This is a genomic window from Anoxybacillus sp. CHMUD (assembly GCF_013096965.1).
Taxonomy (GTDB): domain Bacteria; phylum Bacillota; class Bacilli; order Bacillales; family Anoxybacillaceae; genus Anoxybacillus; species Anoxybacillus kestanbolensis_A.
In genome coordinates this window covers 131,422-149,303 of sequence record NZ_SDLG01000003.1, presented here as the reverse complement: position 1 = coordinate 149,303, position 17,882 = coordinate 131,422, and the positions used below count along the sequence as shown (strand labels likewise).

The following is a 17,882-nucleotide window of genomic DNA, read 5'->3' as shown; positions in this document are numbered from 1 at the left end:
ACATGAAAGGATGGACATGATGATTAAAAACGATACATTTTTACGTGCCTGTCGCGGAGAAGCGACGGAATACGTTCCTGTTTGGTATATGAGACAAGCAGGGCGTTCGCAACCGGAATACCGCGCGTTGAAAGAAAAATATTCGCTTTTTGAAATTACACACCAACCAGAGCTATGCGCCTATGTGACGCGTTTGCCTGTTGAACAATATAACGTCGATGCGGCCATCTTATATAAAGATATTATGTCACCGCTTCCATCGATCGGTGTCGATGTCGATATTAAAGCGGGTATCGGACCAGTTATCGACAATCCGATTCGTTCGCTTGCCGATGTCGAACGTCTCGGTGAAATTGATCCAGAAAACGACGTGCCATACGTGCTTGAAACGATTCGCCTATTGACGAAAGAGCAACTGACTGTTCCGCTCATCGGTTTTGCTGGTGCGCCGTTTACATTAGCGAGCTATATGATTGAAGGTGGCCCTTCGAAAAACTATAATAAAACGAAAGCGTTTATGTATGCGGAACCGAAAGCATGGTTTGCCCTTATGGATAAGCTAGCGGATATGACAATTCGTTACGTGAAAGCGCAAATTCGTGCCGGGGCAAGCGCCATTCAAATTTTCGATTCTTGGGTTGGTGCAGTCAATGTTTCTGATTATCGTCAATTTATTAAACCGACGATGGAGCGTATTTTTACCGCGCTTCGTGACGAACATGTTCCGCTTATTATGTTTGGGGTTGGCGCAAGCCATTTAGCGAAAGAATGGCACGATTTGCCGCTTGATGTCGTCGGTTTAGATTGGCGCTTATCGATTCGTGAAGCGCGCGAGATGGGGCTGACAAAAGCGTTACAAGGCAATTTAGATCCAGCCGTATTGCTTGCCCCATGGGAAGTTATCGAAGCGCGCGTCAAACAAATTTTAGATGAAGGCATGGCGCATGAAGGTGGGTACGTATTTAACTTAGGGCATGGCATTTTCCCACAAATCAAGCCAGAAACGTTAAAACGACTTACAGCGTTTATCCACGATTATTCAGCAAAAAGAAAAGGATGAATAAACGATGTCAAAAAAAGTAATGGGATTGCTTGTCATGGCGTACGGCACGCCGTATAAAGAAGAGGATTTAGAGCGATATTACACGCACATTCGTCATGGTCGCAAACCGTCGGAAGAGATGCTAGCGGATCTTCGCGAGCGTTACGAAGCGATCGGAGGCATCTCACCGCTTGCAGCTATTACAAAACAACAGGCGGAAAAACTTGCCGAGCGACTTAATGAAGTACAAGATGAGATTGAATTTCGCATGTATTTAGGATTAAAGCATATTGAGCCGTTCGTTGAAGATGCCGTTCGGCAAATGCATGAAGACGGAATAGAAGAAGCGGTTTCGATCGTATTAGCGCCGCATTTTTCGACATTTAGTGTCAAATCATATAACGAACGAGCAAAAGAAGAAGCGGCCCGTTTAGGTGGACCGAAGTTGACGTGTGTGGAAAGTTGGTATACTGAACCGAAATTTATTCAATATTGGGCAGAACGAGTAAAAGAAACGTATGCTTCGATGTTTGAACGAGAGCGGGAAAAAGCGGTGTTGATCGTTTCCGCCCACAGCTTGCCTGAAAAAATTATTGCAATGGGAGATCCGTATCCAAAACAACTACAAGAAACAGCCGATTTCATTGCGAAAGAAGCAGGTGTTTCGGAATACGTCATTGGTTGGCAAAGTGCAGGCAATACGCCAGAGCCTTGGCTAGGTCCTGATGTGCAAGATTTAACGCGACAACTATATGAAGAAAAAGGGTACGAGGCATTCGTATACGTTCCAGCAGGATTTGTGTCCGATCATTTAGAAGTGTTGTACGATAACGACATTGAATGTAAACAAGTAACAGATGAACTTGGCGTCAGTTACTATCGCCCGCCGATGCCAAACGCCCATCCGCAGTTTATTGACGCCCTTGCAACTGTTGTGTTAAACCATTTGCGAAAAGAAGGGGAAGTGTCATGAAAAAGAAAGTCGTCATTATTGGCGGTGGGATGACGGGACTTGCGGCAGCGTATTACTTGCAAAAAGAAGCGCGCGAAAAACAGTTGCCCATTTCGTGTGAATTAATTGAAGCGAGTCATCGACTTGGCGGAAAAGTGCAAACGGTGTATCGCGATGGTTTTGTCATTGAGCGCGGACCGGATTCTTTTTTGGCACGAAAAATGAGCGCCTCACGCCTCATTCACGAAGTCGGGCTTGAGAAAGAGCTCGTGCATAATACGGCAGGTCAATCGTACATTCTCGTTAATCGAACGCTTCATCCGATTCCAGGCGGAGCGGTGATGGGCATTCCGACGAAGCTTGCACCGTTTGTTGTAACGCGACTGTTTTCGCCATTTGGAAAGTTGCGAGCTGCAGCTGACTTTGTTTTGCCACCGTTAAAAACGAAGGGGGACGTATCGCTCGGGCAATTTTTCCGCCGTCGTCTCGGAAATGAAGTGGTGGATCGCCTCATTGAACCTTTATTATCAGGCATTTATGCAGGCGATATTGACCAACTTAGCTTAATGGCAACGTTTCCTCAATATTTCCACTTAGAGCAAAAACACGGAAGTCTCGTGCTCGGCATGAAGCGGTCGATGCCGAAACAAAAAACGAAACAAAAAAGCGACAAAGGCATTTTTCAAACGTTAAAAACGGGGTTGGCTTCGCTTGTCGATGCGATTGAGCAAAGGTTGGAAAAAGGAACGGTGCATAAAGGAGTCCGTGTTGAGCGGATTGAGAAGGTTGAGGAACGATATGTGTTAACGTTAAGCAACGGGGAGAAAAAAGAAGCGGATAGCGTTGTAGTCGCTGTTCCGCATCAATCATTGCCATCGCTTTTTCCGAATGAAACAACGTTTTCTTCTTTTGAAACGATGCCATCGACGTCTGTTGCAACGGTCGCATTAGCGTTTCCGAAAGAAGCGGTCGCGAAGGATATGAATGGAACGGGATTTGTTGTTTCGCGCGATAGCGATTATACGATTACCGCATGTACGTGGACGCATAAAAAATGGCCACATACGACACCAGAAGGTTATGTTTTGTTGCGTTGTTATGTCGGACGTCCTGGGGATGAGGCGATTGTTGATCAAACAGACGAAGATATCGTTCAAGTCGTGATGGACGATTTAAATAAAGTGATGAACATTACGATGAATCCGATGTTTTCGATTGTGACACGTTGGAAACAATCGATGCCGCAATATACGGTCGGTCATCGTGAACGGATGGAACGGGTGAAACAACATATGCAACAACATCTTCCAGGCATCTTTTTGGCAGGAAGTTCGTATGAAGGGCTTGGGCTCCCGGATTGCATCGATCAAGGGGAAGAGGCAGTTAAAAAAGTATTGCATTATTTAGCTTATACGAAAGAAAAGGTGTCGCTATAAAAGGCACCTTTTTTCTTGCAACTACAGATCATATGTGTTACGATATAAAACAAAATGACCAAAATGTTCATTTAGTCAAAATAAAGGATGAACGCCTATGTCAGATAAAAGAAAACAAATTATTGAAGCGGCAGCGAAGTCATTTTCGCTTTTTGGCTATAAAGCAACGACGATGGACCAAGTAGCGAAAATGGCGAATGTCGGAAAAGGGACGATTTACACGTTTTTTAAAAGTAAAGAAGAGCTGCTTGAAGACATCGTTTCTTCGATCATTTCTGAAATTAAGCATGAGGCAGACGCGGCAATCGATCAACGCTTATCGTTTAACGAAAACGTGCAACGTGCTTTGCAACGTATTTTTACGTTTCGCAAAGAACATGAGTTGACGATTAAGCTGTTACAAGAAGTGCGCGATATCGGTACACCAGCTGTGCGCGATGTGATGAATCGGCTCGATCGCGAAATGATTGCTTTTATTCGTGAGAAAATTGAAGAGGCGATGGCAAAAGGGGAAATTCGTTTGTGCGATGCAGAGCTAACGGCGTTTTTAATGTTCAAGATGTATATCGCGTTACATGTTGATTGGGAAAAAGAGCATGAGCCGTTGTCGCAACAAAAAATTGCCGAACTGTTTGATTCGTATTTATTAAAAGGATTATCTCGATGATGATCCTTCTCTTTTTTGCGTAAAATGACTAAATGAACAAATTGGTCAATATTTTAAAAAGGGGGTTGAGCAAATTGTTTATAAAAGAAATAAAAGCGGTCACGTCCAATCGGAAAGTGCTTATTCCGATTATCGCTGTTTTATTTATTCCGCTTTTATATAGTGGTATGTTTTTATGGGCGTTTTGGGATCCGTATGATCATTTAGACGATTTGCCTGTCGCTGTTGTTAATAATGACAAAGGCGCGACATTTGAAGGAGAAGAGCTCCATATTGGTGATGATCTCGTCGACAAGCTAAAAGAAAAGAAACAGTTTGATTGGCATTTTGTAAGCCAAAGTGAAGGGGAAAAAGGATTAAAAGAGCAACGGTATTATATGCTGATTGAAATTCCTGAAGATTTTTCTAAAAACGCAACGACGTTACAAGATGATCACCCGAAAAAGCTTCAACTTATTTACAAGCCAAATGAAGGGTTTAACTTTTTATCTGCCCAAATCGGTGGAACAGCAGTAGAAAGAATTAAAACAGAGGTAGCAAAAACATTAACCGAAACGTACGCCGAAAACATGTTTGAAAACGTAAAAACGTTGGCGGACGGATTAACAAAAGCGAGCGATGGGGCAAACAAATTGCATGATGGACTGGTGGAGGCGAAAGACGGAACGAACAGGCTATATGATGGGATGACGCGCATCGTTGATGGACAGAAGCAGTTGCTTGAGGGCACTAAACAAGCAGAAGAAGGAACTTCGGAGCTTGTCTCTGGTGCACGTGATCTACTGGAAGGAATGAAAGCGCTCGATGCTCGCATGCCACTACTTTTACAAGGCTCAGAGCAATTAAGTGGTGGGACGGAACAACTAGTTACATCGCTTGCCGAGTGGCAACAAGGAGCTACGCAAGTTCAAACGGGTGCCACGCAAGTGACAAGCGGGTTAGAGCAACTCGTTTCGCAACTTAATACGCTTGTTGCGCAAGCGTCAGATCCAGTACAAAAAGCGGTATACGAGCAATTAAAACAACATGTTGAGCAATTATCACTAGGGAGCAAACAAGTAGAAACAGGCGTTGTACAGTTAAACGATGGAGCTAAAGCGTTACAAGTAGGTGCGACGTCTTTAAGCGAAGGGGCAAAGCAACTACATGAGGGGCATGTGGCTCTCGATAGCGGCGTAAACGAACTGCTTGCTGGACAACAGCAACTTGTCGGGGGGATGAATCAACTGCAAGATGGTGCACATCGGTTAGCGGATGGTGCACAACAATTAGCGAACGGAATGAATGAACTAACAAACGGAACCGAAACATTGCAAGCTGGAATGAATCAACTTGTGGACGGCTCAGGAGAACTAGCAGATAAATTGAAAGAAGGTGCTGAAAAAGCAAGCAACGTCAAAGCAAACGAAGACGTATATAACATGTTTGCCGAACCGGTGAAAGTAAAAGATAAAAAAATCAATGAAGTGCCAAACTACGGAACAGGGTTTACACCATATTTCTTGTCGTTAGGATTGTTTGTTGGTGCGCTTTTACTTTCGATCGTTTTTCCACTTCGCGAACCGGCTGGAGTGCCACGTTCACCATTTCAATGGTTTTTTGCGAAGTTTGGTGTACTCATTGGCGTGGGGGTGTTACAAGCGCTTCTTGCGGACAGCGTATTGCTTTTCGGGCTTGATTTACAGGTGAAAAGCGTTCCGTTGTTCCTTTTGTTTAGCGTGGTGACAAGCATTACCTTTTTATCAGTCATTCAATTTCTCGTGACAGTTTTTGGAGATCCAGGACGATTTATCGGAATTGTCATCTTAATTTTACAATTAACGACAAGCGCAGGTACGTTCCCGCTTGAGTTAATTCCACGTGCATTGCAACATTTTAACGCATGGCTGCCGATGACATATTCTGTTTTCGGATTTAAAGCGGTCATTTCAAGCGGTGATTTTGCGTTTATGTGGGAAAACGTCGGCAAATTACTTATGTTTATCGTCGTTATGATGGCGGGAACGATGACGTATTTTACGATCCAACATCGTCGCCAATTTACAACGATCGTTGAGCAAGCTTCTGAAGCGTAATAGGCTTCAGAAGCTTTTTTTCTATGAAAAAATTTTTAAAAAATTAACTTGCATATACAAGATGATGTGCGTATAATATGGATATGAAAACGATTTCATTCGTTTCTTTTCGATTGAAGCAAGGGGGAATGGGAGGATGGCGACGATTGAAGATGTCGCCAAGCTAACAGGGCTTTCACGGACGACGATTTCGCGCGTCATAAACAATCACCCGTACGTGTCAGAAGAGAAACGAAAGCTCGTGCTTGAAGCGATGGAGAAATTAGGATATGTGCCTAATTCATCGGCGAGAAGTTTGCGGAATCAAAAAACGAGCATTTTAGCGCTATTTATTCCGCGCATTACAAATCCTTTTTTCAGCGAACTTGTAGAAGCGACAGAAATGGCGGCAGCGGAGCATGGCTATCAGCTCATTATTTGTCAAACGCGCTATTCGCCGGAAAAAGAATTAAACTATATGAATTTATTAAAAACAAAACAAGTCGACGGAGTCATTTTAGCTTCCATTCAAAATGAATGGAAAAAGCTAAAGCCCTTTTTACAGTACGGGCCGATTGTTCTTTGTAACGAGTTTGATGACTGTGCAAACGTTCCAACTGTTCGGCTCGATCAAGTATATGGGGGATACATAGCAACGAAACATTTACTCGAACAAGGTCATACGAAAATCGCCTATTGTTCTGGTGGCTATCGAAGCAATGTCGCAAAATCGCGGGAAATCGGTTTTAAAAAAGCGCTGGCGGAGTATAAAGTTTCATTTCATGAGCAGTATGCTTTTCGCGATGCGTTTCATATCGCAGACGGGAAGCGTGTATTCCAAAAAATGATGGCGCTTTCAGAGCGGCCGACCGCCGTATTTACTGGAAGCGATGAAGTGGCCGCTGGCATTATATCGGAAGCGGTGAAATGCGGCTATCGTATCCCTGAAGACTTAGCAGTCGTCGGTTTCGATAATCAAGCTATTACAGAGTTAACGAATCCGACAATTACGACGGTGCATCAACCGGTGAAACAAATGGCGCAAAAAGCAGTGGATGTGATCGTTGAAAAAATTCAAACAAAAAAATATGAAACAAAGGAAATTTACGAGTTTCCACTTCAGCTTATTGTGCGCGCATCAACGCTTGGTAGCAAGCTTCATCAACGTGAAGCTTGACATACATTCCAATTTAAATATAAGGGGGATTTTTCATGAAGAAGGTAACGAAATTTTCTTCTGCATTGCTAGCACTTACGCTCGGATTGACAGCATGCTCTAGCGGTCAAGACACAGGGACGAAAGAAACAACGGACAAAAACGATGATACAAAAAAATCGGAAGAAGTTGTAAAAATCGTTTATGCTCGTGGTAAAGATGCGACAAAAGCAACTGAAGAAATTGTCAAAGCGTTTGAAGCAAAATATCCAAACATTAAAGTAGAGTTCCGCGAAATGCCTTCAGACACAGGGGCTCAGCACGATGCATACGTCACTATGTTAAACGCTAAATCGTCTGAAATTGACGTCATGGATTTGGACGTTATTTGGCCAGCAGAGTTTGCACAAGCTGGATACGTTCTTCCGCTTGATCGTTTCATCGAAAAAGACGGCATTGATTTAAATGCATATAACCAAGGTGCACTCGCAGCTGGAAACTTCGACGGAAAACAATGGGCGATGCCGAAATTTATTGACACAGGACTATTATTTTATCGTAAAGATATCGTACCAGAGGAGAAAGTACCAAAAACTTGGGATGAGTTGTTGACAGCTGCACGTGAGTTTAAAGGGCAAGGTGGTACACAATTCGGCTACTTAATGCAGGCGAAACAATATGAAGGGTTAGTATGTAACGCGATTGAATTTATTGCGGCATACGGTGGAAAAATTGTAGACGAAAACAATAATGTTGTTGTCAATAGCCCTGAAACAATTAAAGGATTAAAGAAAATGGTTGAGATTGCAACATCTGACGTTGTGCCAAGCAACATTACAACATTTACAGAACCAGAATCTCATACAGCGTTTATTGAAGGTCAATCTCCATTTATTCGCAACTGGCCATATCAATACGCGTTAGCAAACGATCCAGAACAATCAAAAATCGTTGACAAAGTCGGCGTTGCGCCACTTCCTGCTGGTGATAAAGGGTCAGCTGCTGCATTAGGTGGATGGATGACAGCAATTAACGCATATTCGAAAAATAAAGAAGCAGCTTGGGAATTTGTGAAATTTATGACTGGTCCAGAAGGTCAAAAAATTTCTGCGATTTACGGCGGTTTAGCACCAACGCTTCCAGAACTATTTAAAGATGAAGAAGTGTTAAAAGCGAATCCATTCTTCGCAGAAGAAGGATTTGTTAACGGATTAAACGCAGCGGTACCACGTCCAGTTGTACCGAACTATCCAGAAGTGTCTGAAATTATTCAAATTAACGTATCAAAAGCGATTGCAGGACAAATTACAGTTGAAGAAGCAGTTGCGAACATGGAAAAAGAAATTAAAGCTGTTATGCAGTAATGACACGTTAGCCTTCAGCCTCTTTTGAGCGCTGAAGGCTAAATCCTTTGCATAAAGGGGGAACAACGAGTGAAAAACGAAAAAAAATCGGAGCGCCGTTTAGCGTATATTCTTGTTGCTCCGTCGCTTTTGCTTATTTTAGCTGTCGCCATTTGGCCAGTCATTCAGTCATTTTATTTCAGTTTATTTGACTATCGTCTCAACAACCCAGCGAAGTCCTCTCTCCATCTTGATTACAGCTTAAACTTAGAGCGATATTTAGAAAATTATCCATTTTTAATGAGCGCATTAAAGCAAGAGATAGCCCAAGCAACGGGTGCGGAAAAAGAACAGCTGGAATCGTTGCAAGAAAAATTGCAACAAGTCGATGAGGAAATTCGCGCGGATAAAGAAGTAGCAAAACGATATGAACAAGTAGATGAAATTTTAAATAATTTTGAAGTACCGAGTGAAGAAATAAAAATTGTCCCAATCGATGAACAAGCGGCAAAAGATTTAATGGAAACGATGCAAGATGCTAAACAAACATTAAAGACATTAAACGAAAACGGACAATTAAAACAAGGGGACAAATTAACAGGGCTTGCAAACGGATTAAGCGGGGCGGTTATTGAACCGAACTTTGTCGGTTTAGCACATTACAAAAACTATTTGAGCGACTCCCGTTTATGGAAAGCGCTTTGGAATACAACTGTATTTACGGTTATTTCTGTATCCATTGAATTAGTGCTCGGTTTAGCGATCGCGCTGTTGATTAATAAAGCGTTTTTTGGACGCGGACTTGTCAGAGCAACGATTTTAATTCCGTGGGCAATTCCGACAGCCGTATCCGCGTTAATGTGGAAATTTTTATATGATGGACAAAACGGAATTGTTGCAAAATACTTCGCGGATATCGGAATTATTAATGATATGAGTGAGCTACTCACGACAGGAACAGGAGCAATGTTTGCCGTCATTTTCGCTGACGTGTGGAAAACGACTCCATACATGGCATTATTGCTGCTAGCAGGTTTGCAGACGATCCCAAGCTCACTATACGAGGCGGCATCGATTGACGGAGCGACAAAGTGGCAACAGTTCGTCAAAATTACGCTACCTCTTTTAAAGTCAAGCATTCTTGTTGCACTCTTGTTCCGTACGCTTGATGCGTTTCGTGTATTTGACTTAATTTTCGTATTGACAGGCGGCGGACCAGCGAACTCGACAGAAACGATTTCGATTTTAGCATATAAAGTCATGTTCTCACAAACAAACTTCGGTGGCGGTTCAGCGTTAGCGGTAATCGTCTTTATTTGCGTAGCGATTATTTCGACGATTTACATTAAGATTTTAGGTGCTGACCTCATTTCTGATCGAAAATAGGAGGTGCGACGATGCAAAAGAAAGCCGGGCCATTGTTTTACGTGTTTTTATTTATTTTTGTTTTTTTAGTCATGTTTCCATTTTTGTGGATTTTATTAAGTTCGATTAAGCCATTGAGTGAACTATTTGGAGAAGAAGCGTTTAATTGGTTTACGAGCCATCCGACGTTAAAAAGTTACGTTTCCGTTTTTGTCAATTATCCGTTTTTAAAATATTTATGGAACAGTACGGTGATCGCGACAATTACAACGGTGTACACTGTGTTTGTTGCCGCGTTTGCCGCGTATGCGATTGCGCGCCTAGATTTCAAAGGAAAATCGGTCATTCTTGGCATCGTGTTATCGGTGTCGATGTTTCCACAAATTGCGACGATTTCACCGATTTACATGTTTGTGAAAAAGTTTGGGCTAACGAATAGTTATTTAGGATTAATTATTCCATATACGACGTTTGCGTTGCCGCTTTCGATTTGGCTATTAGTGACGTTTTTCCGTAAAATTCCGTTTGATTTAGAAGAAGCGGCGAAAATGGACGGCGCAACACCGTTGCAGACGTATTTTAAAGTCATTTTGCCGTTAGCTGTACCAGGCATTTTCACAACGTCCATTCTCGTGTTTATTGCGGCATGGAACGAATTTTTATTCGCGTTAACAATTAACACAGCAGAAAATTATAAAACGGTACCGGTTGGGATCGCAATGTTCCAAGGGCAATATACGATTCCATGGGGCGAAATTTCAGCTGCAACAGTTATCGTTACGATTCCGCTCGTTATTATGGTATTATTATTCCAACGTCGCATCGTATCAGGTTTAACATCTGGTTCTGTAAAAGAATAGAGGGGAGAGGAATAAACATGTGGTGGAAAGAAGCAGTTGTATATCAAATTTATCCGCGCAGTTTTAAAGATTCAAATGGGGACGGAATTGGCGATTTGCGCGGCATCATCGAAAAATTAGATTATTTACAAGAGCTTGGCGTCGATGTCGTTTGGTTATCGCCTGTATATAAGTCGCCAAACGACGATAACGGCTATGACATTAGCGACTATCAAGACATTATGGACGAGTTTGGTACGCTCGCTGACTGGGACGAACTGCTTCACGAAATGCATGCACGCGGCATGAAATTAGTGATGGATTTAGTCGTCAACCATACGTCAGATGAACATCATTGGTTTATTGAATCGCGCAAGTCAAAAGACAATCCGTATCGCGACTATTACATTTGGCGACCAGGGAAAGACGGAAAAGAGCCGAACAATTGGCAATCGTTTTTCAGCGGTTCAGCTTGGCAATATGATGAAGCGACAGGGGAATATTACTTACATTTATTTTCGAAAAAACAACCAGATTTAAACTGGGAAAACGAAAAGGTGCGCGAAGAAATTTTCAACATGATGACATGGTGGTTAGATCGTGGCATTGACGGATTCCGGATGGATGTTATCAACTTATTATCAAAAGTAGAAGGTTTGCCAGATGCGCCGGTGACAAATCCAAACGATCGTTATCAATGGGGCGGTCAATATTTTGTGAACGGTCCGAAATTAATGGACTATTTGCGTGAAATGAAAGAAAAAGTATTAAGCAAATACGACATTATGACAGTCGGCGAAACACCAATGGTCACAACAGACGATGCCATTCGGTTTACGAACGAGCAAGATGGCGTAATGAATATGTTGTTTCAATTTGAGCATATGGACGTCGATTCGAAACCGGGTAGCCATCTCGGCAAGTGGGACATTCAACCGTGGAAATTAACCGATTTGAAAAAAATTATGAGCAAATGGCAAGTTGAACTGCACGGGAAAGGTTGGAACTCTCTTTATTTAGAAAATCACGATCAACCGCGTTCTGTTTCGCGTTTTGGTGACGACAAAACGTATCGTGTAGAAAGCGCAAAAATGTTAGCGACATGGCTACATATGATGCAAGGAACGCCATACATTTATCAAGGACAAGAAATCGGTATGACGAACGTTTCTTTCCCGTCCATTGAATATTATCGTGACGTGGAAACGATTAACTTATGGAACGATGTTGTAGTAAACAAAGGGTATGATCCAGACAAAATATTAAAGGCGATTCATTACCGCGGTCGCGATAATGCGCGCACACCGATGCAATGGGATGCGACAGAACATGCAGGCTTTACGACAGGCACTCCGTGGATTAATGTAAATCCGAATTATCGCGACATTAACGTCGAACAAGCGTTGAAAGATGAAAACTCGGTGTTCCATTATTATAAAAAACTCATTCGTCTCCGAAAAGAGCATCCAATTATCGTATACGGATCATATGAACTGTTGCTTGAAGATGATGAACAAATTTATGCGTACGTACGCAAGTTGAACGATGAGCAGCTGCTTGTCATCACAAACTTTAGCAGCGAGCAGCCAACATTTACGCTGCCGTCCCACATCACGTTTACGGAAAAACAACTGCTCATTAGCAACTATGCGGTCGATGAAAACGAATCGATTGACACGATCGTGCTAAAACCGTATGAAGCACGCGTTTATAAATTAAAGTAAAAAAGCAGCCAAACGTGGCTGCTTTTTACTTTAACAAGAAACGTTTAAACATTGCACGCAAACGTTGCCGTAACATTCATGTTGTTCTTCCATTTCTTCGCCGCACTCGCAACATGTTTTCGGTGGCAGCTTTTTATAAAATTCAGACATTTTTTCTAACATAACTCCCCATCCCCTTCGCTTTTGTTGACTTTATTGTATTATAACAGATATATATTTGTCAATAGTTGTTTTATAACATTTGCGTATGTGAAATTTGTTCAGAAATTTGGTATCGTTTAGTTGTACACATTTTTGCAAGGAAGGTGAATACATATGAAAGTGACAGTGATCGGCTATTGGGGAGCATTTCCGAAAAAAAATGAAGCAACGTCATGTTATTTAGTTGAACATGACGGGTTTCATCTGTTAGTTGACTGCGGAAGCGGAGCGTTAGCCCAGCTCCAAAACGTCATTGACATTGAACAAATTGATGCAGTGATCGTATCGCATTACCATCATGATCACGTAGCAGACATCGGTCCGCTTCAATATGCTCGACTTATTAAGAAAAATTTAGGTGTGGATTTGCCGGAGTTACCGATTTACGGTCATTCCCTCGATCGTGATGGATTTGCACGCCTTGCGCATAAAGGGGTGACAAAAGCGGTCGCGTACGATCCGAACGATGAGCTTCATATCGGTCCGTTTACGATTACGTTTATGCCGACAGAACATCCAGCTGTTTGTTATGCGATGCGCATTTGTGCAGGAGAAAAGACGGTCGTGTATACTGCTGATTCAAGCTATTTGCCTGAGTTTGTTCCTTTTGCAAAACATGCGGACGTACTGATTTGCGAATGCAACTTTTATGCCGGGCAACATGCGAAACAAGCAGGGCATATGACGAGCGAGGAAGCGGCAACGATCGCGCGCGACGCTGGCGTTAAAACATTGCTACTGACGCACTTACCTCATTTCGGCAACGTTGAACAACTTGTCGACGAAGCAAAAACGATTTTCCATGGCGATGTACAACTAGCAACAACAAGATGGACGTGGGAGGGGTAGCGATCGGCTACCCTTTTGTTATAATACAGAATAAAAAATTTTGAAAATTTTTTGAACAGATGCTTGACGATGAAATGAAAAGTGGAGATAATATGATTGTGTTAGAATTTTCTTAAAATTTAGCAGTACATACTAGGAGGTGGGGAGGGCTAAAAGAAAATGATAACGCTTACAAAATAGGGGGGAGTTGTTTGATTGCATTTTACCTCATCTTAGCCATTACAGTTGCGAGTTTGTACGTTGCTTTTCGTAAACAAAAGCCTTTCTTTTTACTCATTCCATTCTTGTCAGTCTTCGCTTACTTTTTATTTGAAGTCATAACGTTCCCAGCACCATTTTTAGAAACGGTCAAATTTATTTTTAACTTGGGGGTGTGTTTGTTTGAAACAAATTGACAAAAAAGTGGCGGATGCGTACTTCCGTGAGCGTGTGTGGTTAATTGTTATTTTTTTGATTATTTGGTTTATTGTGTCGTTTGGCGTCGTTATGTTCGCGGAGTCATTTAAAAATATGACGTTTAACGGTTTCCCATTCCATTACTTTATGGGAGCACAAGGAGCCGTTGCGACGTTTATCATCTTATTGTTTATTAACGCAAAAGTAAGTGACAACATTGATAAAAAGTACGGCATTAGCGAAGAGAAAAACGAACAATTAAGCGCAGGGAAAACACTTGATCATTAAGAGAACAAAGGGGAAGGGGGAGCACGATGGATACACAATTTCTCGTGTCTTTATCTATCATTATCGCTTCATTTGCGTTATATATTGGGATTGCCATTTACAATAAAGCGAAAGAAACATCTGATTTCTACGTCGCAGGACGCGGTATTTCTCCATTTTCAAACGGTATGGCGATTGCGGCGGACTGGATGAGTGCGGCATCCTTTATCGGTATGGCCGGTACGATTATGTTGTTAGGCTATGACGGTCTTGCATACATTATGGGGTGGACAGGTGGATACTTATTATTGACATTTTTACTTGCCCCACAACTTCGCAAATACGGTCGTTATACGGTACCGGAGTTTATCGGCGATCGTTTTGAAAGTCATACGGCTCGCGTAATTGCAGCGCTCTGTACGATCATTATTTCATTCGTTTATTCGATCGGTCAGCTATCCGGCTCGGGCGTCGTTATCGGACGTTTGCTTGAGGTAGATGCAAAAGTCGGTACGATGATCGGTGTTGTATTAATTGCGTTTTATGCGGCGTTTGGCGGAATGAAAGGAATTACATGGACGCAAGTAGCGCAATACGTCATTTTAATTATCGCTTACTTAATTCCGGTCGTTTTCATGTCGCTTCAATTGACAGGAAACCCGATTCCGTGGCTTTCTTACGGAAAAATTGTCGGTCAGTTTCAAGAGTTGGATCAGCAATTAGGCATTTCACAGTATGCAGAACCATTTTTGAATGGTAGCAAATGGCAGTTTCTCGCTCTTATGTTTACATTAATGGCTGGAACAGCGGGTCTACCGCACGTCATCGTTCGTTTCTATACGGTATCAACGATGAAAGCAGCCCGTTGGTCAGGGGCATGGGCACTTTTATTCATCGGGTTGCTTTACTTATCAGCGCCTGCGTATGCCGCATTTTCACGCTTCATCCTAATTAAAAATGTCGTCGGTCAAAAGATTAGCGAATTGCCAGCATGGACAGAAAAATGGATTAACACAGGGAAGTTGCAAATTGCGGATGCAAATGGCGACGGTATTTTACAATGGCAAGAGATGGTCATTAGCAACGACATCGTCGTTATGGCGACGCCAGAAATCGCAAATCTTGGCATGTTTGTTATCGGCTTAGTCGCAGCTGGAGCGATGGCGGCAGCATTATCAACAGCAGGCGGCCTAATGATTGCGATCTCGTCTTCATTTGCCCATGACATTTACTATCGTATTTTACGTCCGAATGCGTCAGAGCAAAATCGGTTACTTGTTGCGCGCATTTCAATTGTTGCTGCGACAGTGTTAGCAGGTTTAGTTGCATTAGATCCACCGGGCGTTATTACACAAATTGTTGCATGGGCGTTTGCCATTGCGGCAAGCACGTTCTTCCCGGCGCTTGTCCTTGGTGTATGGTGGAAACGTTCAAACGCTGCTGGTGCCATTGCAGGAATGCTTGTCGGTTTAGCCGTTTCACTAGGCTACATTTTAGCAGCGAAGTATGGTGGCTTTTCAGTTGCAGGAATTGTTGATACAGGGGCAGGAATTTTTGGAGCAGTTGCGGCCATGTTAGCGAATGTCGTTGTTTCATTAATGACGAAAGAACCTTCACAGTCTGTTCAAGAAGAAGTGTATGATCTTCGTTATCCAGAGCAAATGACATACAAAGACGGTCAAGTGTGGATGAGATAATGTGTTCGGCATCTGTATATACAGATGCCGTTTTTGTAAGGGAGGGGATATTGATGCATCCATTATTTCAGGGATTGCCACAATCCGAAATCGAACAGCTTATCGCTGAATGTGAACGAAAAACGTTTGAACAAGATGAGATGATTTTAGGGAAAAATGAGCAGCGTAAAGGGCTTGTGTTGTTGCTTGATGGGGTGGCGGAAGTATATGTTGAGCATGAAGGATATGACGAAGTGCTTGAAGTGGTGCAAAAAGGAGGAATTATCGGATTTTCAAGCTTAGCCCATTTTTTAGGTGTATCGAAAAGCGATGGAAAAGAAGAGCTCGTTGCGGTACGGGCGGCGGAACGATGTGAAGTGCTTGTCATGCCGTTTTCCGTGTTAACACGGTTATGGGATGATCCGAACGTACATGACTATTTACTTGCGCAGGTGTGTGTTCGTTTAAAAGATGTATATGTGTCGCTTGCTGAGCAAATTAAGCAAGCGCGTAAATTCGGGGACGCTACATCGTTTGTTGTTCCTGTGCAAGATGTTATGATTCGCGACGTTGTGACCCTTCCGTTGACGGCAACCGTACAAGAGGCGGCGAAAAAAATGGCGGCGGCTCATATTAGTTCGATCGTCGTGACAGATGAACAAACGTTATGTGGAATTTTAACGGAAACGGATCTTGTCGAGCGTGTGCTAGGACAATCGCTTCCGTACGATACGGTTGTTGAACGGGTGATGACAAAAGATGTCGCGACGATTTCGCGATTTGCGTATTATTACGATGCGCTTGCGCTAATGATTGAACGTGGGGTGAAACATTTGCCTGTTGTAGATGACGGAAAAGTGCAAGGTATCGTGACGTTTTCTGATTTAATGCGAAAGAAAAACGAAAGCATGATGCGGACCATTCAACAAATCGATCATGCAGATGAACAAACGTTGCCAAAAGTGAAAACGGCAATTTACGAGTTGTTAGCAACGATGTTGCGCGATCAAGTGCCGATTGCCCAATGTTTACATATGATTACGAAACTGTATGATCGACTCGTATTGCGTTGTTTGTCATTAGCGTTGGACAGAGTAGGGGAGCCTCCATGCCGATTCGCTTTTTATCAAATGGGATCAAGTGGCCGAGGAGAGCAGTTTTTACTGACGGATCAAGATCATTTTCTCGTGTATGAAAGCGAGGAGCATCGTTCGTATTTTGCGAACCTTGGCAAGGCGATTGTGCACATGATGGAGAAAGCGGGATATGAGCGATGCAAAGGAAAAATGATGGCGAGCGAAGAGGCATGGCGCGGTTCATTAGAGACGTGGAAAGACCGATTGCGTGAATGGATGATTCATGCGACAAACGACAATTTGTTGTTGGCACAAAACTTTTTTTCATATCGATTTGTATATGGGGATATGGATTTGCATCGCACGTTTGAACAACAAATTCGCGAGCAGTTAAACCGAGCGAAAATTTTCTTTTTTCGGCTTGTGGAGATGGAAAAGCAAAATGAAATTCCGACGCTTGACCGCCCGATTCGTTCGATTTTTGGACTTGAGCGGAAAACGATTGATATGAAAAAAGAAGTGCTATTTCCGTACCACCATAGCGTGCAAATTTTAGGATTAATTCATGGCATTGTATCTGGCACGCCGTTTGAGCGAATTGAGAAGCTAAAGGAGAAACACGTGTTGTCCCCATCGTTTGCAAAAGATGTGCAAAAAGCGGCAGAAAACGTGCTAGCCATTTACATTCGCCATAAATGGAATCACTACAAAGCAAATCAACCGTCTTCGTCTGTTTTATCGTTTACGACGATGACGACGCGTGAAAAAGATGAACTCATTTTAAGTTTAAAAACGTTAAAGCAACTACAAGCGCAATTATTTTCTTATTTTTAAGGGGG

16 protein-coding genes are annotated in these 17,882 nt (G+C 42.6%); 15 read left to right on the top strand and 1 reads right to left on the bottom strand.

The genetic code is table 11. The features are described from left to right. The first annotated feature begins 10 nt into the window (after positions 1 to 10). The 10 genes from hemE (at position 11) to ETB99_RS03100 (ending at position 12,578) form a co-directional block, all read left to right on the top strand. Complete coding sequence (gene hemE, locus ETB99_RS03145) at positions 11 to 1,060, top strand: uroporphyrinogen decarboxylase (RefSeq protein WP_128999807.1); 1,050 nt, start codon at positions 11 to 13, stop codon at positions 1,058 to 1,060. A 7-nt stretch (positions 1,061 to 1,067) separates the two neighbouring features. After that, on the top strand, positions 1,068 to 2,015 hold the full coding sequence (gene hemH, locus ETB99_RS03140) for a ferrochelatase (RefSeq protein ID WP_171699892.1): 948 nt from the start codon (positions 1,068 to 1,070) through the stop codon (positions 2,013 to 2,015). Further along, a complete protein-coding gene (gene hemY / locus ETB99_RS03135; RefSeq protein WP_171699891.1) occupies positions 2,012 to 3,430 on the top strand; it encodes a protoporphyrinogen oxidase in 1,419 nt (472 codons plus the stop codon). Before hemH ends, hemY begins: the two co-directional genes overlap by 4 nt. A 97-nt stretch (positions 3,431 to 3,527) precedes the next feature. Further along, on the top strand, positions 3,528 to 4,097 hold the full coding sequence (locus ETB99_RS03130) for a TetR/AcrR family transcriptional regulator (RefSeq protein WP_171699890.1): 570 nt from the start codon (positions 3,528 to 3,530) through the stop codon (positions 4,095 to 4,097). A 32-nt stretch (positions 4,098 to 4,129) separates the two neighbouring features. Next, entirely contained in the window at positions 4,130 to 6,172 is a 2,043-nt protein-coding gene (locus ETB99_RS03125; RefSeq protein WP_171699889.1) for a YhgE/Pip domain-containing protein, read from the top strand. Between the two features lie 136 nt (positions 6,173 to 6,308). Next, positions 6,309 to 7,328, top strand: coding sequence for a LacI family DNA-binding transcriptional regulator (locus ETB99_RS03120; RefSeq protein WP_171699888.1), 1,020 nt, complete (start codon positions 6,309 to 6,311; stop codon positions 7,326 to 7,328). Between the two features lie 35 nt (positions 7,329 to 7,363). Continuing rightward, the gene (locus ETB99_RS03115; RefSeq protein WP_171699887.1) at positions 7,364 to 8,671 is read left to right on the top strand and encodes an ABC transporter substrate-binding protein; all 1,308 of its coding nucleotides are present in this window, start codon (positions 7,364 to 7,366) and stop codon (positions 8,669 to 8,671) included. 69 nt (positions 8,672 to 8,740) lie between these two features. Further along, positions 8,741 to 10,036: an ABC transporter permease subunit gene (locus tag ETB99_RS03110; RefSeq protein WP_171699886.1), complete on the top strand. Its 1,296-nt coding sequence runs from the start codon at positions 8,741 to 8,743 to the stop codon at positions 10,034 to 10,036. 11 nt (positions 10,037 to 10,047) lie between these two features. Further along, a complete protein-coding gene (locus ETB99_RS03105; protein WP_171699885.1) occupies positions 10,048 to 10,875 on the top strand; it encodes a carbohydrate ABC transporter permease in 828 nt (275 codons plus the stop codon). Positions 10,876 to 10,892: 17 nt separating this feature from the next. Next, positions 10,893 to 12,578, top strand: a complete 1,686-nt coding sequence (locus ETB99_RS03100; RefSeq protein WP_171699884.1) for a glycoside hydrolase family 13 protein — start codon at positions 10,893 to 10,895, stop codon at positions 12,576 to 12,578. Positions 12,579 to 12,608: 30 nt separating this feature from the next. Here ETB99_RS03100 and yhfH read toward each other — a convergent pair whose 3' ends face one another. Continuing rightward, complete coding sequence (gene yhfH, locus ETB99_RS03095; RefSeq protein ID WP_077427766.1) at positions 12,609 to 12,740, bottom strand: protein YhfH; 132 nt, start codon at positions 12,738 to 12,740, stop codon at positions 12,609 to 12,611. Between the two features lie 153 nt (positions 12,741 to 12,893). Here yhfH and ETB99_RS03090 point away from each other — a divergent pair, with 153 nt between their 5' ends. The 5 genes from ETB99_RS03090 (at position 12,894) to ETB99_RS03070 (ending at position 17,877) form a co-directional block, all read left to right on the top strand. Beyond that, positions 12,894 to 13,628, top strand: coding sequence for an MBL fold metallo-hydrolase (locus tag ETB99_RS03090; RefSeq protein ID WP_171699883.1), 735 nt, complete (start codon positions 12,894 to 12,896; stop codon positions 13,626 to 13,628). Positions 13,629 to 13,819: 191 nt separating this feature from the next. Beyond that, positions 13,820 to 14,023 carry a hypothetical protein gene (locus tag ETB99_RS03085; RefSeq protein WP_171699882.1) on the top strand — a complete coding sequence of 68 codons (204 nt, stop codon included), beginning with the start codon at positions 13,820 to 13,822 and terminating at the stop codon, positions 14,021 to 14,023. Continuing rightward, entirely contained in the window at positions 14,010 to 14,312 is a 303-nt protein-coding gene (locus ETB99_RS03080) for a DUF4212 domain-containing protein (protein WP_077427760.1), read from the top strand. The genes ETB99_RS03085 and ETB99_RS03080 overlap by 14 nt, the downstream gene beginning before the upstream one ends. Positions 14,313 to 14,338: 26 nt before the next feature. Next, positions 14,339 to 15,988, top strand: a complete 1,650-nt coding sequence (locus ETB99_RS03075) for a sodium:solute symporter family protein (RefSeq protein WP_171699881.1) — start codon at positions 14,339 to 14,341, stop codon at positions 15,986 to 15,988. 53 nt (positions 15,989 to 16,041) lie between these two features. Continuing rightward, entirely contained in the window at positions 16,042 to 17,877 is a 1,836-nt protein-coding gene (locus ETB99_RS03070; protein WP_077427756.1) for a DUF294 nucleotidyltransferase-like domain-containing protein, read from the top strand. Positions 17,878 to 17,882 lie beyond the last annotated feature (5 nt).

Coding starts and splice junctions, on each gene's coding strand:
- hemE (WP_128999807.1), top strand. CDS start 11: ATGGACATGATGATTAAAAACGATACATTTTTACGTGCCTGTCGCGGA.
- hemH (WP_171699892.1), top strand. CDS start 1,068: ATGTCAAAAAAAGTAATGGGATTGCTTGTCATGGCGTACGGCACGCCG.
- hemY (WP_171699891.1), top strand. CDS start 2,012: ATGAAAAAGAAAGTCGTCATTATTGGCGGTGGGATGACGGGACTTGCG.
- ETB99_RS03130 (WP_171699890.1), top strand. CDS start 3,528: ATGTCAGATAAAAGAAAACAAATTATTGAAGCGGCAGCGAAGTCATTT.
- ETB99_RS03125 (WP_171699889.1), top strand. CDS start 4,130: ATGAACAAATTGGTCAATATTTTAAAAAGGGGGTTGAGCAAATTGTTT.
- ETB99_RS03120 (WP_171699888.1), top strand. CDS start 6,309: ATGGCGACGATTGAAGATGTCGCCAAGCTAACAGGGCTTTCACGGACG.
- ETB99_RS03115 (WP_171699887.1), top strand. CDS start 7,364: ATGAAGAAGGTAACGAAATTTTCTTCTGCATTGCTAGCACTTACGCTC.
- ETB99_RS03105 (WP_171699885.1), top strand. CDS start 10,048: ATGCAAAAGAAAGCCGGGCCATTGTTTTACGTGTTTTTATTTATTTTT.
- ETB99_RS03100 (WP_171699884.1), top strand. CDS start 10,893: ATGTGGTGGAAAGAAGCAGTTGTATATCAAATTTATCCGCGCAGTTTT.
- yhfH (WP_077427766.1), bottom strand. CDS start 12,740: ATGTTAGAAAAAATGTCTGAATTTTATAAAAAGCTGCCACCGAAAACA.
- ETB99_RS03090 (WP_171699883.1), top strand. CDS start 12,894: ATGAAAGTGACAGTGATCGGCTATTGGGGAGCATTTCCGAAAAAAAAT.
- ETB99_RS03075 (WP_171699881.1), top strand. CDS start 14,339: ATGGATACACAATTTCTCGTGTCTTTATCTATCATTATCGCTTCATTT.
- ETB99_RS03070 (WP_077427756.1), top strand. CDS start 16,042: ATGCATCCATTATTTCAGGGATTGCCACAATCCGAAATCGAACAGCTT.